Below are 19,297 nucleotides of genomic sequence, written 5' to 3'. Positions count from 1 at the left end.
CGGGCGTGAACAGCTCTCTGGCTACTGAGGCGGCGTGATGCGGCCGCCGCTATTAATGAAGGCCACACCGCTGTCGCGCATCTGCTTGTTCAACCCGGCAACCGTCTCGTCGAGGAGCTTGTTCACCTGATCGACGAACGTCTTCAATGCAGCCGTCGCTTCATTGAGGCGTCGCGCGTCGTCCTGAGTCGGCGCGGCGGTGTAGCTCTCCAGCCCGAACGCCAGGCTGTTGATGCGTCCCTGCAAAGGGTCCGGCTCATCAGGCAATGGCGGGCCGGCATTCCCCGGCGTCGCCGGCACGCCTGTGAGCTTTTTGAGCAAGTCGTCAACCTGATCGGAGACCGACTTGACGGCGGTGTTGACGTCTGCTGATACACCCGGAGTCTTTTTCAGCGAATCCTGCAACGTGGTCAACTGCGCCTTCAGGTTTTGTAACGAGCGTCGCGACTGGCCCGCGGCGCGCTGCATGGCGAAGACCTTCGCCTGGGCCTCGGCGAGCTGCGCGCGGTCGGCGTCACTGATATGAATGCGGGGGTCCTCTTCGACCCTGACGGTCTTCGATAGCTGATGGCCTGCGACAGTGATGGCCACCGTGTAATCGCCGGGCGCGGCCTTCAGCCCGCGCGGGCCGAAGCCGAAGCCGCCGCCGCCACCGCCCTCACCCCCTCCGGCAGGCGGCTCCGGCGGTATCGGGGGCGCGCCGCGCAGATCCCAGACGACGCGATTCAACCCTGCTTCCTTCGGGCCATTGAGCTCCCGCACGGTCTTGCCGCTCTTATCGGTGATCTTCACCTTTATGTCATCTTTCGCCTTGTCTTTGAGGTAGTAGTTGATCACGGCCCCGTACGGCGGGTTGGGTGCCGTGAACATCTTATGGCCGGTGACGCTGCCGCGGTTGTAGAGACGATAGTGTGTGCCCGGCTGAATGTCGAAGAGCGTCGCGTCGGAGTTTTTGACCGCGTCCGACATCTGCTCGAACGGCGTCAGGTCATCCAGTATCCAGACGGACCTCCCGTGGGTGCCTAGCACGAGGTCGTTATCGCGCGGGTGAATCTGGATGTCGTCAACCCGCACCATCGGCAGGTTGCCTTTCAGGCGCGTCCAGTGGCCCGCGTGATCGAACGAGACATACGCGCCGAATTCCGTGCCCAGAAAGAGCAGGTTCTGATTGCGCGGGTGCTCGCGGATCACTCGGCAGGTCACCCCATTCGGCAGATCGCTTCTGATGGCTTTCCACGATTCGCCGAAGTCCGTGCTGCGGAAAACATATGGCGTGTAATCGTCGCCACGGTGCCCGTCGAAGGTCACATAAACCGTGCCTTCGGCGAAGCGCGACGGCACGACGCGGCTGACATAGGTGTCTTTCGGCACGCCGGGGACTTTGCCTGTGAGGTTCTTCCACGTCTTGCCGGCGTCGCGCGACACCTGCAAGTTCCCGTCGTCGGTGCCGGCATAGAGCAGGCCCTCTTTCATCGGCGATTCGGCGAGAGTGACGACCTGGGCGAAGGTCTCCTGGCCGTCGTGGCGCGACAGCATCGTTTTATCCGGCAGCACGCCCATGATCGGCTTCTTTTCGCGGTTTTCGTTCTTCGACAAGTCATCGCTGCGCGTCCACGAATCTCCGCGGTCAGTCGAATGAAACACACGGTTGCCGCCGAAGTAAATCGCCCGGTCGTTGAACGCCGAGATGACGATGGGCGAATTCCAGTCGAAGCGGTATTCGGGCTCGCCCGCGGGCGCGACCGGCTTGATGTTGCGGCGCTCGCCGGTCTTCAGCTCCAGGCGGGCGACGTTGCCGTTCTGCGATTCGACGTAGATGATGCCGGGGTCTTTGGGATCAACGACGGAATAGAATCCATCGCCGCCGCCTGTGCGGAACCAGTCGGCGCTGGTGATGCCTTCAGCGTTCAGCGTGCCGCTCGGGCCGGCCCAGCTGCCGTTGTCTTGCAGGCCGCCGTAGACCATGTAGGGCTTCTGATCGTCTAGCGATACCTCGTAGAACTGGCCGAGCGGGATCGTGTTGATGTGGTCCCAGGTGCGTCCGCGGTCATAGGATTGATGGATGCCGCCATCAGAGCCCGCCAGCATGTGACTGGAGTTCGCCGGGTCGATCCAGAGCGCGTGGTAATCGCCGTGAATCCGCGTGACGAGGTTCTGCACGAACGTCTTGCCGCCATCTTCGGAAACCAGCATCGGCGCGCCGCACATCCAGATGCGCTGATCGTTGTTCGGGTCAATGCGAATCTGGCTGTAATACATGGGGCGGTGATTCGTATCGCTCATCTTCTTCCAGGTCTCGCCGCGGTCGTCGGAGCGGAAGGTTCCGCCTTTGGCGTTTTCGACCACGGCGTAGAGGGTGCTCGGGTTGGCGCGATAGATGTCGATGCCGATGCGCCCGATGGGCGATTCGGTCGGCAGGCCGTTTGTCAGTTTTCGCCAGGTGGCGCCTCCGTCTATGGTCTTATAGAGCGCGCTCCCCGGGCCGCCGCCGTTGAAGCCGAACGGCGTACGTCGCCGCTGGTACATCGCCGCGTACAGCGTCAGCGGACTCTGCGGGTCAATGGCGATGTCGGTCGCCCCCGTGTCTTCGTTGACGAACAGGACATTCGCCCAGGTCTTGCCTCCATCGGTGGTTTTAAAGACGCCGCGCTCTTTGCTCGGCCCCCAGAGATGGCCGGTCGCCGCGACATAGGCAATGTTCGGGTCGCGCGGATCGATGACGACGCGCCCGATGTGTTTGGTGTCGCGCAGGCCGCAGTTCACCCAGGTCTTGCCCCCGTCCAGCGAGCGGTAGACGCCGTCGCCCCAACTGGAGCTCTGCCGGTTATTCGACTCGCCGGTGCCGACCCAGATGATGTTAGGGTCCGACGGGGCGATGGCGACGTCGCCAATCGACGTCGAGCCCTGCTCGTCGAATATCGGCTCGAAGGTGGTCCCGTTGTTGGTCGTTTTCCAGAGGCCGCCGGTGGCCGCGCCGACGTACCAGGTTGTTGGATTGCTTTCGACGACGGCGAAATCATCGATGCGGCCGCCCATCGTCGCCGGGCCGATGGCGCGCCACTGAAGTTGTTTGAATAGCGACCCATCGCGGCTGCCGTTGTCTTCCTGCGCCATGACGCGCGCCGCTGTAAGCGAAGCAAACAACGCGCAGAGAGCCAGGGCCATCCCGGCAAGTCTGTACACGCGAAGCCTGGTCAATCCGTGTGAGTTCATAAGGCCCTCGTTTGGATGATTTTCCACTGGTCGATAGGAATGCCTGATTTGCGCGGCGAAATTATCACTGCCGGGTCTGCGAGTCAAGCAGCGCAGAGCGATTTACATAACCATTGCCATGCCTTCAGACCAGTTCAAAATTGTACGGCCAATGATTACCAACCCCTGTTGATCATCAACCCCATGCTCATGGCGATCAGGGCAGAACCCGCTGCAATCAACAGTGTCCACCCCCGGTCGCTTAGGCGACCAGACTCCTTTAGCTCTTTCGTTGATTTCCGCTCGAAACAGAGGAGCGCCAACGCGAGAAGTAAGGCGGAGAGGGCGACACAGTAAACTCGATGAACCAGAATGAGTTTCAGGTGATGACCGCCATTTACAAAATCAGCAGGCGTCCAAAGCTGGTAAAGCACGGGGTTATAAAGGGGGTGGTTATGTCCCTGACTGATCAGGTAGTAAAGCGCCCCGCCGACGCCGAGGTTGACGGCATATGCCAGGTATTTATCACGCCATAGCGCATTCGAGGCAACGGATGCAGCAATCATAAAAAACCCGCTCGGAACTGAGATGACCGCGTGAATCGCAATATAGAGGGAGAACTGAAGCGGCGTGTGGCCTTTGTAAATCTGCAACCCGATGGCGGTCAGGGCGACCATCATAATGAGAAAAATCGAAAGCAGGAATGTAGTTAAAACCTTTGAGAACAGTAGAACGGAACTCGGCGCAGGCATACTCCATAACAGAGGCTCGATTCTCAGTTCACGGTCACGGTGCATGGTTTCGCCCGTGTAGAAAACCGCGACTCCGAATAGAAATAAAAACAGCGTGCTTGCCGTCCTGCCCGCATAGGTTGCTGAGTATGAGACTCCGGGGACGACTTCATATATGGCTAATTCCAGGCCGCACAGAAGCATGATGAGCGGCACAACCACGACCAGGCTGCGTTCGGCACGCAGCAATCGGAACTCGGCTTCGAATGCCGCCATAAATTGTTGGCGGCTGGCCCGCCAACCTTGAGTGATGATGTTGACCCGCGGGATGGCCACTTTCTCCGCCGCGGCAGTTTTAATCACCTGAACGGATGGCGCCGCGCCGGGACTTAGCGGTTCGCTGTAGAGCCTCTCTGTTTTCGGCGCGAGGCCGAAAATCGAAGTCTGATTAGGCTCGGCGTTCTTCTTGCCTCGTTCGATAGTCGAAAAACGGAGGTAGAGTAACGTCAGACAAAGGAGTGAAACGCCGATCATCAGAAGGCGATTCGCAATCACGTCTGAGTTATAATTGAATGCGAATTGATTGATGGATTCCGCATTGACCCAATTCCCGCCGCCCCCCTTTGCCGTCAAGTCCGCCCAGTTCATCAGCAAGGGGTCGAGCGCAATCCGCCAGCGCCACGGCAGGCCCTTCAATAAGACCGCTTGATAAGCGATGTAGAACGGGTAAAACGCGACCCCCAGGCCATAAACGATTTTGACATTGCGCGTCAGCGTCCCGACGGTATAGTAGAGGGCGGCCAGGGCGAAGTGCGAGATAACGACGAGAAGTAAGAAGTGTGTGAAGTAGGGAATTACCCGCAACGGCTGCATCACCATCCCTGATGTGCGGAACCACTGAAGCGAAATAAGCGTTAGCGGGAAGGCCAACTGGCAACAGACGAGGACCAGGAAATTGCCGAAGAATTTTCCGAGCAGATAGGTGGCGCGGCTGACCGGCTTTGAAAAAATGAGCGGCGCGATGCCGGTACGGAAATCTCTGATGACCGGGTCTCCCATGATGAGCGCGGTGAAAAGCGGCAGCGTCATGAAAGAGAAGCCTGCGAAGTTTCTGACAATGTAAAACTCGCTGTTCGTCGCCCAGCCGTAGGAAACGGCAGCCCCCCAGCCCCACCACAGCAGGGCATTCGCGGCAAACAGGACGCCCATCGCATAAGGGGCGTAGCGCTTGCGGTTGAACAGCAGCTCAATATGAAAGACGGCAAAGAATGACGGTGACATCGCGCTTCTCAATTGGCACCCCCGAGCTGACTGACAAAATAATAATCTTCCAGTGTCGGAATCCCAGGGCTGAATTCCTCACCCGGCTTCCCGTCCGGTGAAAACACTCTGACCCGCGTCTGCCCTTCAAACACTTGCGTGGAGATCACCTTGAATCGGGATTTGAGAGCGGAAACCTTTTCGCGCGGCACGGTGGTTTCCCATACGCTGTTTGCAATCTGCGCGAGCGCTGCGCGTGGCGTGCGGAAGGCGATGATTTCGCCGCGGCGAATGATCGCCATGGTGCCGCAAAGATTAGACACATCGGATACGATGTGCGTCGAGAGCAGCACCACTGTTTCTTCGCTGGCGATTTCAGAAAGCAGATTGTGAAATCGATTCCGCTCTTCAGGGTCGAGGCCCGCCGTCGGTTCGTCAACGATAATCAAACGCGGCTGCCCGATCAGGGCTTGCGCGATTCCCAGGCGCTGCCGCATACCGCCGGAAAATCCCCCGACCGGCTGCTTACGCACACTCGAAAGGTTGACGCGCTCAAGCAGCGCGTCAATTAAAGCGGTGCGTTCTTCGCTGGCGACGACCCCTTTGAGCTTTGCAAAATAAGTGAGCATCTGCTCTGCCGTCAGCGTCGGATACAGCCCGAATTCTTGCGGCAGGTATCCGAGCATTCGGCGGGCGGCCATCTTCTGGCGGATAAAGTCAACCTGGTTGACGGCGATTCTGCCGGAGTCAGGTTCGAGCAAAGTGGCAAGTATCTTCATCAATGTCGTCTTACCCGCGCCGTTCGGGCCGAGCAGCCCAAACACGCCCGCGGACACTTCGAGGTTGATGCCTTTCAGGGCATGAACGCCGTTCGGGTAGGTTTTCTCTAATCCTTCAATGTCGAGCATGACCGTCCTCCAAAGGGGAATTATTATCCATCATCGCCCGCGCTCCGCTGCGACACGTTATTAGACACCGGCCAATGCTCAATCAGCCAGCAAACCATTCCTGAAAGATAAGTGCTGATGCGCCCGTGTCGCGCGAAGAAGGGAGAACCCACGAGCCTTTCAGCCAGCTCTGCCCTGGAACTTTTTTCCTGACCCGGTGTCCAAAATAATAGCGCGCTTTGAGTCGGTTGAGTGTCCGCGGATTCCTTATATCTACATGCTGAATGGCAATCGCGCCGGTCGTCTGCGGGGTTTTCGGGAGAGCGCCTTATCCAACCGTCAGCAGGAGGTGACCTCATGTCACTATCAGTCGCTCTTTTTTCAGCTGCCAGCAAGGCCCTCTTTTTTATCGCTCAGGTCTCAGTCGCATCCGGTGATTCAGCCAACGGTGAGAATCTGTCACTACTCGAAATGCTTCATCGAATGCAATGGCCGGCGAGAATCGTTGCGATCATCCTGGCCCTCATGAGTATTTACTCTATCAGCGTGATGGTCGAGCGGTGGCTTACCTTTAATGCCGCACGAAACCAGTCGCGGCAGTTCATACCGAAAGTGGCGGCGGCGCTACGCGACCAGGAAATCAACCGCGTCCTAACCATTTCTGAACAACATAAGAAATCCCATCTGGCGATTGTGGTCAATGCCGGTTTGCAAGAATATCTTTTGCAACGGGAAGCCGACAATCCCGGCGAGCTGGCTGACGCGCTGAGCGAGGCGCTGGATCGCGCCAGGGCTCTGAAGGCGGCGGAGTTGAGCCGGGGGCTGTCGGGGCTCGCGACGATTGGCTCAACCGCTCCGTTCGTTGGATTGTTGGGCACGGTCATCGGAATCATCAATGCCTTTCAGGGAATGAGAATAGCTGAAGGAACGGGGATTGGCGCTGTCGCCGGTGGGATTTCTGAAGCCCTGATTGAGACCGGATTTGGTTTGATTGTCGCAATCCCAGCGGTTTGGACGTTCAACCACTTCAACCATCGGCTAGAAACATTTAGAGTGGAAATGCACAACTCATCATCTGAGTTGCTGAGCTATCTGAAGAAGCATTGGAAAAACAGCTTCAAAAGAGCCAGCGAGTAGTTCCGACCCAGCTATTGATCGACCGCGCGCACATAACCGGGGGATGCGGGCGGCGGCGGCGCAAGTAACTGGGTATGGTTCGACTGCTTATTCTAGCGTGGCAACTGCTGCGCCCTGCCCCGATTTCTTGTAAAATTCCCTGGCGGTAGACACAATAGATGTCTCTCCCTTTCTTAATAACCTCGATGCAATAGGAAAACGCTCAATGAGATTACAGAACAAAGTCGCACTCGTGACCGGGGCCAGCAGCGGCATCGGTAAAGCCATAGCCACGCGGTTTGCCGCGGAAGGCGCGCACGTTGCAGTCAACTATCGCCCCGGCGGAAAGTCCGACATGGACGCGGCGCTGGCCGAGGCCGCGGTGTTTGGGCCAACTTCAATTGCCGTGCCTGCGGATATCAGCAAGCGCGAAGACGTTGAGCGCATGGTTGAGCAAGTAATCGCGCAGTTCGGACGGCTTGATATTCTCGTCAACAATGCCGGGATTGAAATTAAGAAGCCTTTCCTTGAGGTCACTGATGAGGAATGGAATAAAGTCATCGCCGTTAATCTCTATGGCGCTTTTGTAGTGAGCCAGATAGCGGCAAGGCAGATGGTACAGCAAAGCGCCGGCAAGATCATCAATATCTCTTCTGTACATGAGGACATCCCATTCCCTGAGTATACGGCTTACTGCGCTTCAAAGGGCGGGCTGCGAATGATGATGCGCAATCTGGCAATGGAACTGGCCCCCTACAAGATCAACGTCAATAACATCGCGCCGGGAGCAATCGCCACACCGATCAATCAGGCGGTGCTTGATGATCCGGCGGCCAGGAAGAATGCCGTCAGCGAGATTCCTTGGGGGCGATTTGGCAGGCCGGAAGAGGTCGCCGCGGTCGCCGTGTTCTTGGCGAGTGACGAGGCGGAGTACGTGACCGGCAGCACCTATTATGTTGATGGCGGATTAACCCAGCAAGTCACCCTCTATTAAGGAAGGCCCGTCAGGGCAGCTATAAAGAATTCGCTGGCAATAATCCCGGGTCCGCGAATGGCTGCTGTATTGCGCCCAGTTCACTGATTCTTGATCCGCGGGGCGTCTACCGTGAAATCGAAAAACGCATTCATCATCTCGTCCCTGGTTTGCTCGCCGAAACGGACTTCCTGTTTAGGGTCAGGATTGCGAGGATTCGCCGCCGAATTATCGTAATGCGCGACCGCCTCGATGCGTGTGCCTTTAGGCATTGCCAGAGGCTGCTTCGGGTAATAATAAACTTGCCAGCTGAAATTGTACCGCGGGATGTAGAGCAGGGTCTCAACCCGCCCATCAGGGTAGACCGCTTTATAAACGATATCTTTCCCGCGCAGGTGCATGTGCGGCATCAAGCTGATGATGTGCGAGTCCTGCTCAAATTCGTAGCTTGCCCTAATCTCATGATTGGCCGCGCCGGGGGGGATGACGAACCGTATATCGAAAGCCGCCGTCGTCGTAATCACCTTCCCTACGGGCTCCTTCGCAAAGATCAACCCGACAATCGAGCGGTCCTTTGCTTCCTTCCCATTCGGCGTGTAATGCATCTGGAAAATCAGCTCCGAGCCTGCCTTAATCAGTTTCGCAGTGCCCGGTTGAGCAATGAATGGCGTCTGGCCCGGCGACAGCGCACCCAGCAGGCCCTCGCCAAGATCGAGCCGCTTGGACCGCTTGGCGCCCGGCTCGCGGACATAGATGACGATGTGGTGGACGACCGCGAGGTTGCCGGCGCGCGCTTCCATGGCCCGAACGTAGCGGTCCTCTTTGAAATTCGTCGGCACTCGGAAGTATTGATAAGGGATCTCGCCTTCGGCGGGAACGGTGAACTCGGTCGGCATCTGGAAAACCATATCCGGCTCGCCAATCTGCCAGCCCGAAGAAAACGTGGGCATCGCCGGAAGGTCTTCAGGGCGGCCTTCCTTAGCCCCCGCATCTATCCATGCGACGATGGTGTCAATCTCTTGCTGGCTCATCCGGCGATCATTTGCCCAATGCCCAACGGCGGCGTCGGCATGCCAGGGAGGCATGGCGCGAGTGATAATTTTTTCGCGAATCGCTTTTGCCCAGGGCCGAATCTCTTTGTAAGTGACAAGCGACATGGGCGCAATTTCCCCCTGTCGGTGACAGGTTATGCAATTCTTATAGAAGATCGGGGCCACATCTTTACTGAAAGTCAACGCGGCGCGTTTCTCGCCCGCAGCGTAGCTTGAGTCACTGTAGGTCAGCGCGAAACAGGAAAACAGCCCTAGTACCCCCAGCAGAAAGCGGATTCTTTTCACCGGCCACCCCCTCATGCTTTGGCCAAACCTGACAGGTTCGGCCTGATTAGTCAGCAGTAGATTCAATCTCAACCAGGAATCACGGGCCTGGCACTCTCGATGATGTAAGAACGCTTATAATGAGGGCCGATACGCAATGTCGAGTGTCCTGAGCCTCTACATTCCGGTTTTGAAGTGAGAGGTTGTTTCACTGGCGGCAGGATTCTAGCCATCCGGGCCGAAGAAGTCAATTATACGCGGACGCTAATTCAAAGTCTGATGCGACGGCTGATCGTTGTCCCGCATGGCTAGCTGAATTATTGCCGCGCCTTGAACGCCGCGACGACGGATGCCGGTATTCGCGCTACGGTGATGTGCTTGGGGCCATCGCCGATTGGCAACCGCACGATCTCGGCCCGCTCAGGGATCGAGATGATCGACAGGTCGTCACTGCGGGTATTGGCAATGAGGCAGACGCGGCCCTTATCGGCGATCTCCGCCCAACCCGGGGCATCGCCGACCGGAATGGTGGCGATCAGCGTCAGGTCCGAAGCCCGGACCAGAGCGGCATAGTCTGAGGCGCGTCCGGCGAGACAGAGAGTCCTGCCGTCAGGCGTAAGCGCAAGGCCGTGATGCGGCGCCTCAAAGTCCCAGTCGGCAACCGTGACGCCGGGCTTCACCGGCAGGTCGAGTCGCCTGACCACCTTCCGGGCAGCGAGGTTGTAGGCCACCACTGTATGCTCATTCGACAGCTGCGCATAGATGCGCTTCTCGTCCGGGGTAAACTGCCAGGGGCGGAAGGGCTTATCTAGCCGTATCCGGTCAACTATCTTCAATGTGCTTACGTCAGCGATGGTCAACTGAAAGGGGTAACCGGGCGTCTCGCTCAGTGGCGTCGCGCCGGCCTTACGTGGGAGGGAGTTGATCGGGCCGATGCTGGTGTTGTAGAGCCGGCGGCCATCGCGCGAGACCTTGTTGTCGTGCGGATAGACGCCGGTCACCAGATGGCCGGTGACCTGGCCCGTGGCCGTCTCAACCTTATAGACACGGTTGTCCAGGAGCGCCGACACGAACAGGCTCCGCCCGTCCCGTGTGAGCGTCATGTGGTCTGCACGCCCTGTGTCTAACGACCGCCGCCACAGCAGACGTCCGCTGGCAATGTCGAACGCGGCGACGTCGCCGAGGTAGCCGCGTGAGACGTAGAGCGTTCGCCCATCGGGAGAAACATCCGTGTCTTGAGCGTAGTTCGGGGCACCCGGCCCCTCGCTCTTCACACGCGCCGGATTGACATCAATGGTGCCGAGGACAGAGCGTGAAGCCACATCCACCAGAGCGACCGTGCCCGCCTGCGCATTGGCCACCAGCGCAATCTCGATGGATGGCGGCTGGGTCCGATAGGCTCGCGCACGATTTCCTTTTGCATGGGTATCACGATAAGGCTTGGTCAAAGGGGCGCCGTCGTGCGCTCGGTTCACCTCATCCGGAAGCCCTGGCCTTGCCCTTGTCGCCGCCGCCGTCAGCCATGAATGTTTTGCCAGATCACGACCTGCCTCGCTTATTGCTTGCGCGGCTTTCGCCGAAGCGAGCATCGCTGTAGGTGAAGCGGATGCCTGATGTGGTTTTGCGGAATTTGAAGTTGCGGCGCCTGAATTCAAAAACATCATTGCAACGAAAAAAGCCGTGATGCCAGGGAGTGGTTTCAATGGGTTGCTCCTATTCGTTTGATCTCGCTTCGTTGTTTGTTGTTGCCAGGTCACGAAAGCCTGATGCCCCGCCGCGACGGGCCGCCCGTGCAGGGCTGAAAGAACGGTATGAAACCGGCTCGTCGGCTCCGTTGCATGTGAATGTTAGATGGCTCCCCAGGGTCGTTTCATAGTAAATCACCCGCCGTTGATCCCCATTATTTAATTGAACAAAACAACCTGATCGTGCAAAATCCTTTCCATCTTAATTACATTGAATGACTGGGAGCTTATCACTTCCCAATGGCTTTGGAAACTGGCGTCAATTGGAGAGGTAAGCAACTAATTGGTAAAGAGCGCCCTTGAGGAGAGATTCGTATGCAGCCACAGATGCAAAGAATAGCAGAGCCCGGATCACTGTTGGAGGAGATAAATCCCGAGCCGCGCTGGTCCCTGGCAAAGCGCATCGCCTTCCGATTCGCGTTCGCCTATTTCGTTTTATATATCATCCCGTTTCCGGCGGGGAGCCTCCCCTTCACCAGCGCTATCGTCGAAAAGTACGATAAACTCTGGCAGGCCATCGTACCCTGGGTGGGCAAGCACGTTCTCCGCTTGAGCTACGACATCACGGTCTTTACAAACGGCAGCGGCGACACCACGTATAACTACGTCCAGGTACTCTGCTTTCTAACGCTGGCGGTGCTTGCGACGGCGACCTGGTCGGCGCTTGACCGCAGGCGACCCAACTACGAACGCCTCTACCAATGGCTGAGACTCTATGTCCGCTTCTCGCTGGCGAGCGCGATGATCGGCTATGGGGCAATCAAGATCATCCCGCTGCAAATGCCTGCCCCTTCTCTCACCCGGCTCATCGAGCCGTACGGCGACTCCTCACCGATGGGACTGCTCTGGACATTTGTCGGCGCTTCCAAAGGCTTCGAGATCTGCACGGGTTGTGCGGAAATGCTGGGCGGCGTGCTGCTGATTATCCCCCGCACGACATTGCTCGGCGCCCTGATCTGCCTCGCCGACACGACCATGATCTTCCTCTTCAACATGTGTTACGACGTGCCGGTCAAGCTCTTCTCGTTTCACTTGCTGATGATGAGCGGCTTCCTCTTAGCGCAGGATATCGGGCGGCTCACAAACCTATTCCTGTTCAACCGCGGGGTAGCAGCGGTTAAACCCTCCCGGCTTTCGCGGCGGAATTGGCTCAACCGTAGCGCCCTGGCCCTACAAATCGTGTTCGGCTTATTCTTGATCGGCTCTAACTTTTACGAGATTCGCCAACAGGCGAGCTCACGAGGGGCCTTCGGCCCAAAGCCGCCCTTGTATGGCATCTGGATGGTCGAGGAATTCTCCGTAGATGGGCAAGTTCGGCCCCCGCTATTGACCGATGCGACGCGGTGGCAGCGGGTGATCATTCAGTCCCGATCAGGGCTCACGATTCAACCGATGCGCGGGTCTAACCAGAGCTTCTTGCTTGAACTGAACATGGAAGACAAAACCCTTTCCCTCGGGAAGCGCAACGATTCTGAATGGAAAGCTTTACTGTCATTTAAGGAGCTTGATTCCGGGCTAATGACGTTAGAAGGTGAGATGGATGGCCACAGAACATACGCCCGGCTGGCTCGGTTTGATGAGTCTACCTTCTTGCTTACCAGCCGGGGCTTCCATTGGATTCAGGAGTATCCTTTTAATCGCTGAGGGCAAAACATCCCGTGGCCAGCAGGCACGTGCCGCATTTGGATGAATGCATCCACAGTTGCCAGGAAAGTCATGCCCGGTTCTTGTGTTTGTGTGTCTTGTTTTATTGGTAGACCAATCTGAAATACAATCTACTTTACTTCATCATGTAATGCTTGACCGAAAAACCGAAATGCCATATGATTGCGGCCACTCGATAGTCGTTTGGTGAGTCTTCGGTAAAATAACTCGCCCACCAGATGCTGCTGATCTTTGAAAAATTAATGTCGCACTGGTTGATTGAACAGGGCTCTGAAAACGAGCCTTCCTGCTGATGTTGCTGCGACGTTAATTTTTCGAAATTGAATAAATGAGGTAAGCCTTGAATGGATCTGACGCCATTTCCTGATCTAAATCGGCTAAGTCCATTTATGCCTGACAGAACTATGCTGATGTATTTCTCACTGATACACGAGCTGTAATAGAGGGCACGTATCCCTTTCGATTGGCCCAAATTTAATAGACCGATGGCTCAAACCAGGAATAGTACGAAAAATATGTGGGAGGATAACGATGAACGCAGTAACAAACATTGAATCACTTTTATGGTCAGTACAATCCAGAATAAGCTGGCGTCAAGCTTTGGCTGTGATTAGTGCGATAATCGTGCTTTTTGCCTTGACACCTCACATGCATAGAACAGCAATTGCTGCAGTTCCAGATACAGTCTTGAAGCGGTTCGAGATTCAGCAAGTGCGGATGAGCGATGAGATCAGCGTGCGCGCAGCAGGGCGAGGCACCCCGTACATCAACCTCAGCGACGGGCGCGAACTCATCACTGCATACAGCGGCCCCGCCGAACTCACCCAGATGCTCGAAGCCAATCAGGCGCGGCCCTTGTCGCTGGCTTCAGCCGACTTCGATGAAGACGGCGTGCCCGACCTGATCAGCGGCTACGCCGCGGCCAGCGGCGGCATGGTCAGCCTGCTGCGCGGCAATGTCGATGCCCTCTATCCCAACACCCCTGAAGCACAACAGCGCAAGGCGAATGGCAGCTTTACCGATGCGCCATTCTTGTCGCCCGCCTTGGTCTTTGGAGTGCCCGAGGCCGCCGACTTCCTCGGCGCGGGAGACTTTGATGGCGACGGTCATTGGGATGTGGTGGCGGCAGCGCGCGGCAGCCGGCATCTCGACTTGTTGTCGGGCGACGGCAAAGGTAACTTGCGAGCGGCCCAGCGGATCGAATTGCCGGGTGGGCTAACGGCGCTGACCGTCGGTGAGATCAACCGGCGAGACGGGTTAGATGATGTGATCGTCGCGGTGAATGGGGACAGTGGAGCGAGAGTGCTGGTGTATGAAGGGCCGCAGGGTGCGCTCAGGGCGAAACCCGAAGCGTTCGAGTTGGCAGAGGAGGCGACAGCGCTGGCGCTGGGGCAGTTGGATGACAGCTACGAGATGGACTTAGCGGTGGCGGCAGGGCACGAGTTGATGATCGTCTACGGCAGAGACCGCAAGCTGTCTCTGGATCAAGCGCAGCAAGCACAGGTCAGACCCGCATCTATTGACCAAAGAACATTCCCCTCCCTGATCACGTCGATTGCATTGGGGGATTTCAGTGGCAATCATAGCAGCGAGATTGCCCTACTGGGAGGTGACGGACAGTTGATAATGCTCTCCCGGGCAGGGCTGCAAGAATCCGACGTAGCAGGAAAGAAAGGCCGTATAAAAATAGAAAAGTGGAAGAGTCATGTGATGGCAGACAACGGCTGGGCGCCGACGGCGAAATTGATTGCGGCGAGGATGTCCAGCATGCCAGTCGACAATGTCGTGGTAACCGACTTAAATCATCAGGGCATCGAGTTGATCATCAACCGCGCCGCAGAGCTTGAAACCGAATCAGGGCAGGAGAGTCGAGCGGCAGAGCAAGTGTTCAGGGCTAAGCTTGAGGCAGAGCGGGAACCCGAAATCGTGCTGCCGATGCGGTTGAATGGTGATGCGCTAAATGACTTGGTAATCCTCACCAACGGTCGGTCAGCCCCGACTACAGTAATGACAGCCGCGGCAACGACTTTTATCGTTACCAATACAAACGACAGCGGCCCGGGATCGCTCAGACAAGCTGTGTTGAATGCCAATGCCAATCCGGGAGCTGATCTGATCCAGTTCAGTCTACCTGGCGGCGTCGGCACCATTCGATTATTCAGCCAGTTGCCGGACATAAACGAAGCGGTGACTATCGATGGCGTTATGTCATCTGGAAACCGTGTGGAACTCGATGGGACTAATGCGGGTTCGAACGCATTAGGGATAAGGCTCTTTGCCGGTAACAGTAGAATCCGAGGCATGGTGATCAACCGCTTTACGAATAGCGGTATCGTGCTGGACAGAAATGGGAACAATGTAATTGACAGTAATTTCATCGGTACTGACCCCACTGGCAAACTGGAACTGGGCAACTTGGGAAATGGGATTAATCTACTCGGCGGGCCGAACAATGTGATCGGCGGCACGACAAACGCCGCGGGCAACATCGTTTCAGCTAATGGATTCCCAGGCATCTTCATTGGGAACTCCGCGCAAAATCTCGTGCAAGGCAATTTCGTCGGCACTGATATCACCGGAAAGGTCGCTTTAGGCAATGGCGATGCGGGCGTGGTTCTGGGAGGTGTTTCAGGCGAGACTCAGCCAATTGCTAACAATAACACCGTTGGTGGCACGGTCGCTGGATCGGGCAATCTCATTTCCGGAAACAAAGGAGGAAACAATGGCGCTGGTGTGAGCATCAACAACAAAGACTCCAATGGCAACCTCGTGCAGCGCAACTTCATAGGGACCGACGTTACTGGTACTATCGCCATTGCGAATACCAGTAATGGCATACAAATTAGGAATGGCAGCCTGAACACGATTGGGGGTACCACGTCGGCGGCGATCAATCTCATTTCAGGCAACAGCCTGCCAGGCGTATTTATAGGCGAAATTAACGCGACGCAAAACCAGGTGCAAGGCAATTTTATCGGCACCGACCGGTCCGGCACCCTGCCGTTAGGCAACAGCAATGGTGTGAAAATAGACGTTGCCTTCAGAAACACGGTCGGCGGCGCGGTTCAGGGATCGGGAAATCTGATCTCGGGCAATCGCTTCCCAGGCGTCGCCTTGTCTGGAAGTAATGGGACAGAAAACCAGATTCAAGGCAATCTGATCGGCACGGATCTCACGGGCACGGCGCCGCTGGGCAATCAGGGGGCGGGAGTACTCCTCGGTGGTTTCCTGGTCAATCAAAATAATACGCCGGTTATAGCTCGCGATAACACCATAGGAGGTACGACCGCCGGGACGGCCAACCTCATCTCCGGTAACATCGGCCCGGGAATTACAATCGTTAACTTCGGGTGCACCGGGAACGTCGTGCTGGGTAATTTGATCGGCACCGACACTCATGGCACACGAGCGCTGCCGAACCAAGGCAACGGCGTATCCATCGCGCAGGCGCCGGATAACACCATCGGGCCGAGCAACCTTATTTCCGGCAACCGGGATCATGGCGTTAGCATCGGCATCCGCCAACAGCTCGATGGCGGGATCGTAACCGGCGGGACCGGGATCACCGTTCGGGGCAATTTGATCGGCACCAACATCAATGGCACCGGCCCGCTGGGGAACGGGTTGAATGGCGTGTTCGTTGACGCGGATTCCGTCAGCAACACTATAGAGAACAACCTGATCGCTTACAATGGCCGGAATGGGATTTGTATTCCAAGCAACAACAACCCCGGCCTGAAGATTCAGATGATCGCCAACCTGATTCTTTCCAACGCCGCCATAGGAATAGACCTTGGCCTGCCCGGAGTGACCCCGAACGACGACCGGGACCTGGATCAAGGCGCCAACACCTTGCAGAACTTTCCGACGCTGAACTCCGCCAACACCCTCCTCAGCAGCAAAAGGATCAATGGCGTGGTCGTCCCGACGGCCGTTACCACGGTCAGGGGCGTCTTCAACAGCACCCCCAACCAGACATTTACGCTCGAATTCTTTTTCGGCAGCAACGTCGATAGCTCGGGCCATCAACTGATCGGCACCCTACCAATCCCGCTCAGGCCGCTGATACAGGTAACTACGGATAGCAACGGCAACGCCCCGTTCGCCTTTACGTTCGAGATTCCCGGCGGGGCCAGTAGCGGCTGGGTGAATTCTACGGCGACTGACTCGGCGAGAAACACTTCCGAGCTTTCTCAATGCATAGCCGTAGGGCAAGTGGTGCCGGCGGGGCCACGGATCACCAGCGTGGTCAAGGACAGGAAGGCGTTAGTCGTGACCGGCAGTGGGTTTGTCGATGGCGCGCAATTGTACATTAACGATCAGAAGCAGAAGAAGGTTTTCGTGGACTCGAGCACGAGCCTCACGGCCAAGAAGGCAGGCAACATCATTCAACCCGGTGACCGGGTGCAGGTGATCAACCCGAACGGCGCACCTTCCAACGTTCAAGTCTATCAGCCTTAGTTCGAAGGAAGACCATTCTGTTCGCGGGCGAGGGCGGCAACTGTCGCCCTCGCCGCGAATCCTAAAGATGAATACCAAAGTTCGTAAGACGCTCTTCGACTTGTGGCCGGAGAATAGTGAGTACGAATGCGTGTTCACCAATCCCAAGGCGGGGGTAAGTCTTGTCGAACTGAAGCACGGTTTCAGGAGTGCTTGCAATGAGGCAGGCGTTCAGGACTTCCGGTTTCACGACCTGCGGCACACAACAGGGACGCGGCTTGCCGATGCCGGCACGGATGCTTTTGCCATTGCCGAAGTCTTAGGGCATCGTAACCTGCAAACGACCAGGCGGTACACCCACGCTACAGAGCTAAGAAAAAGGCGAGCAGTTGAGGCTTTGGCGAACTACAGCAAGGATGGTCAAAAACAATGAAAGGGTGGTTGCGTAACCACCCTAAACCATTGGTTTTATTAATGAGCCGTGCTGGGCTCGAACCAGCGACCCTCTGGTTAAAAGACCAGGGCCTTGATCTTTGAGCAACCTCTATGACCCAGGCTGACCTTGTTTTGCAACAGTTATGTAAGAAAGCAGGGCCAGGGAAGGGCAGCAAAAGTCAGCATAGCTCACTGATTGATTAGATGGCCGATTAGATGAACGGCTGAAACTGTGGGCTGTGCTATAAGGGAGGTTGTAATGAGAGAGAAACCCTACACCGAACGCGATGGAAAAATCTACGCCGTTGTTAACTACACCGACTCCAAAGGAGTACGCCGCCAGATATGGCGCAAAGCTGAAAGTAAGACCGATGCTCGAAATCTTGCCCGCGATCTGAAAGACCAACTGAGAAACGGGACAGAGCAGTTTGAACATACCCTCACGCTTGACCAGTACCTTGATAAGTGGTTTGCCCACATCAAAGGCAAACGTGCCGAGAAAACCATCGAAGGCTACGAGCTTATCATCAGGCTTTACATCAAACCGTTTCTAGGCCGCAAGCAGCTCTCCAAAATTAAGCCCTTAGACGTTCAAGGAATGGTAGATGAGTTAGAAGCCAGTTTCTCCCCTAAGACCGTCAGAGAGGCAAATAACTTGCTCGCCAGGGCATTAAAACAGGCAATCAAGTGGAGACTGATTACCACTAACCCGGCCCGCGATGTTGAGCTACCCATAAAAGTTCAGAAGGAGATGAAGTGCTTTACTCCAGAGGAGGCCCAGAAGTTTTTAGAGGAGGCTTCAAAGGACAAATACGGGTTGATGTTTGAGCTTGCCTTGCTTACAGGCATGAGGCCGTCTGAATATTTTGCTCTTCAATGGACAGACCTGGACTTTCAGAAAAACACCGTGACTATCCAGAGAGCTTTGTACCGACATAATCACGGCGGCAACTGGGCGTTCAAAGAACCCAAAACCCTACAATCAAGACGCACTATTCCTTTGCCCCGTTATCTCACTCAAGAGCTTGCCGATTACAAACGGCATCAAGCGGAAGAGAGATTGAAAATGGGAGCCAAGTGGCAAAACTATAACGTGGTGTTTGCCTCATCAAACGGCAATCCACTTTCACGACGCAACATTGAAAAGCGGCATTTCAAACCAATTTTGGTAAAAGCTGAATTGCCGGATATACGCCTCTACGATCTTCGCCATACCTGTGCCACCCTCCTACTGGCGGACGGAGAAAATATCAAAGTTGTATCAGAGCGGCTAGGACACGCAGATGCGGCGATGGTCTTGAGAGTCTACGGCCACGTCCTAAAGGGGATGCAGCAGGGCGCGACAGATAGAATAGAGGCGATTGTGAGGAGAAAATAGTGATTGACAGAAGAAGTTAACGAGCGTATTCATGTGGGCAGCGATAAAAGCCATTAGAGCTACTTAAAATATCGCACTGGCATCTGAGTAATGAGTTTGTTTAACTGGTACTAACCAGTCCTTAGGTTAAAGTATAGCCAACCTTTAGCCAGGATATAG

Annotated in this window: 11 protein-coding genes; 6 read left to right on the top strand and 5 right to left on the bottom strand. The window is 56.2% G+C overall.

Annotation, left to right across the window (positions count from 1 at the left end; all coding sequences use genetic code 11):
• Window positions 1-21: 21 nt before the first annotated feature.
• The 3 genes from VJ464_13625 to VJ464_13615 form a co-directional block, all read right to left on the bottom strand.
• Window positions 22-3,213 (bottom strand): hypothetical protein, encoded by a 3,192-nt coding sequence (locus VJ464_13625; GenBank protein ID HKQ06170.1) that lies wholly within the window; start codon window positions 3,211-3,213, stop codon window positions 22-24.
• A 155-nt stretch (window positions 3,214-3,368) separates the two neighbouring features.
• A complete protein-coding gene (locus VJ464_13620; protein ID HKQ06169.1) occupies window positions 3,369-5,204 on the bottom strand; it encodes an ABC transporter permease in 1,836 nt (611 codons plus the stop codon).
• Window positions 5,205-5,212: 8 nt separating this feature from the next.
• On the bottom strand, window positions 5,213-6,091 hold the full coding sequence (locus tag VJ464_13615) for an ABC transporter ATP-binding protein (protein ID HKQ06168.1): 879 nt from the start codon (window positions 6,089-6,091) through the stop codon (window positions 5,213-5,215).
• 336 nt (window positions 6,092-6,427) lie between these two features.
• Between VJ464_13615 and VJ464_13610 the strand changes: the two genes are divergently transcribed.
• Together VJ464_13610 and VJ464_13605 are read left to right on the top strand one after the other, a co-directional pair.
• Entirely contained in the window at window positions 6,428-7,207 is a 780-nt protein-coding gene (locus VJ464_13610) for a MotA/TolQ/ExbB proton channel family protein (protein ID HKQ06167.1), read from the top strand.
• A gap of 205 nt (window positions 7,208-7,412) precedes the next feature.
• Window positions 7,413-8,180: an SDR family oxidoreductase gene (locus VJ464_13605; protein ID HKQ06166.1), complete on the top strand. Its 768-nt coding sequence runs from the start codon at window positions 7,413-7,415 to the stop codon at window positions 8,178-8,180.
• Between the two features lie 80 nt (window positions 8,181-8,260).
• On the opposite strand, the gene VJ464_13600 is transcribed toward VJ464_13605, so the two are convergent.
• Together VJ464_13600 and VJ464_13595 are read right to left on the bottom strand one after the other, a co-directional pair.
• Complete coding sequence (locus VJ464_13600; protein HKQ06165.1) at window positions 8,261-9,316, bottom strand: thiol-disulfide isomerase; 1,056 nt, start codon at window positions 9,314-9,316, stop codon at window positions 8,261-8,263.
• A 476-nt stretch (window positions 9,317-9,792) separates the two neighbouring features.
• Window positions 9,793-10,836, bottom strand: a complete 1,044-nt coding sequence (locus VJ464_13595) for a PQQ-binding-like beta-propeller repeat protein (GenBank protein HKQ06164.1) — start codon at window positions 10,834-10,836, stop codon at window positions 9,793-9,795.
• Window positions 10,837-11,535: 699 nt separating this feature from the next.
• Between VJ464_13595 and VJ464_13590 the strand changes: the two genes are divergently transcribed.
• The 4 genes from VJ464_13590 (at window position 11,536) to VJ464_13575 (ending at window position 19,138) form a co-directional block, all read left to right on the top strand.
• Window positions 11,536-12,864, top strand: a complete 1,329-nt coding sequence (locus tag VJ464_13590; GenBank protein HKQ06163.1) for a hypothetical protein — start codon at window positions 11,536-11,538, stop codon at window positions 12,862-12,864.
• A gap of 552 nt (window positions 12,865-13,416) precedes the next feature.
• Window positions 13,417-17,346: a hypothetical protein gene (locus VJ464_13585; protein ID HKQ06162.1), complete on the top strand. Its 3,930-nt coding sequence runs from the start codon at window positions 13,417-13,419 to the stop codon at window positions 17,344-17,346.
• 67 nt (window positions 17,347-17,413) lie between these two features.
• Window positions 17,414-17,758 (top strand): site-specific integrase, encoded by a 345-nt coding sequence (locus VJ464_13580; GenBank protein ID HKQ06161.1) that lies wholly within the window; start codon window positions 17,414-17,416, stop codon window positions 17,756-17,758.
• Between the two features lie 261 nt (window positions 17,759-18,019).
• Window positions 18,020-19,138: a tyrosine-type recombinase/integrase gene (locus VJ464_13575; GenBank protein ID HKQ06160.1), complete on the top strand. Its 1,119-nt coding sequence runs from the start codon at window positions 18,020-18,022 to the stop codon at window positions 19,136-19,138.
• The last annotated feature ends 159 nt before the right edge of the window (window positions 19,139-19,297 follow it).

It is taken from the genome of Blastocatellia bacterium (assembly GCA_035275065.1).
In the GTDB taxonomy this organism is placed as follows: domain Bacteria; phylum Acidobacteriota; class Blastocatellia; order UBA7656; family UBA7656; genus DATENM01.
The sequence above is the reverse complement of the archived record's forward strand: the minus strand, read 5'-3'. Positions and strand labels throughout refer to the sequence as shown.

Excerpts from the sequence above, each read along its gene's own strand:
- VJ464_13610 (HKQ06167.1), top strand. The coding sequence starts at position 6,428 with ATGTCACTATCAGTCGCTCTTTTTTCAGCTGCCAGCAAGGCCCTCTTT.
- VJ464_13600 (HKQ06165.1), bottom strand. The coding sequence starts at position 9,316 with ATGTCGCTTGTCACTTACAAAGAGATTCGGCCCTGGGCAAAAGCGATT.
- VJ464_13585 (HKQ06162.1), top strand. The coding sequence starts at position 13,417 with ATGAACGCAGTAACAAACATTGAATCACTTTTATGGTCAGTACAATCC.
- VJ464_13620 (HKQ06169.1), bottom strand. The coding sequence starts at position 5,204 with ATGTCACCGTCATTCTTTGCCGTCTTTCATATTGAGCTGCTGTTCAAC.
- VJ464_13580 (HKQ06161.1), top strand. The coding sequence starts at position 17,414 with ATGAATACCAAAGTTCGTAAGACGCTCTTCGACTTGTGGCCGGAGAAT.
- VJ464_13575 (HKQ06160.1), top strand. The coding sequence starts at position 18,020 with ATGAGAGAGAAACCCTACACCGAACGCGATGGAAAAATCTACGCCGTT.
- VJ464_13605 (HKQ06166.1), top strand. The coding sequence starts at position 7,413 with ATGAGATTACAGAACAAAGTCGCACTCGTGACCGGGGCCAGCAGCGGC.
- VJ464_13615 (HKQ06168.1), bottom strand. The coding sequence starts at position 6,091 with ATGCTCGACATTGAAGGATTAGAGAAAACCTACCCGAACGGCGTTCAT.
- VJ464_13590 (HKQ06163.1), top strand. The coding sequence starts at position 11,536 with ATGCAGCCACAGATGCAAAGAATAGCAGAGCCCGGATCACTGTTGGAG.
- VJ464_13625 (HKQ06170.1), bottom strand. The coding sequence starts at position 3,213 with ATGAACTCACACGGATTGACCAGGCTTCGCGTGTACAGACTTGCCGGG.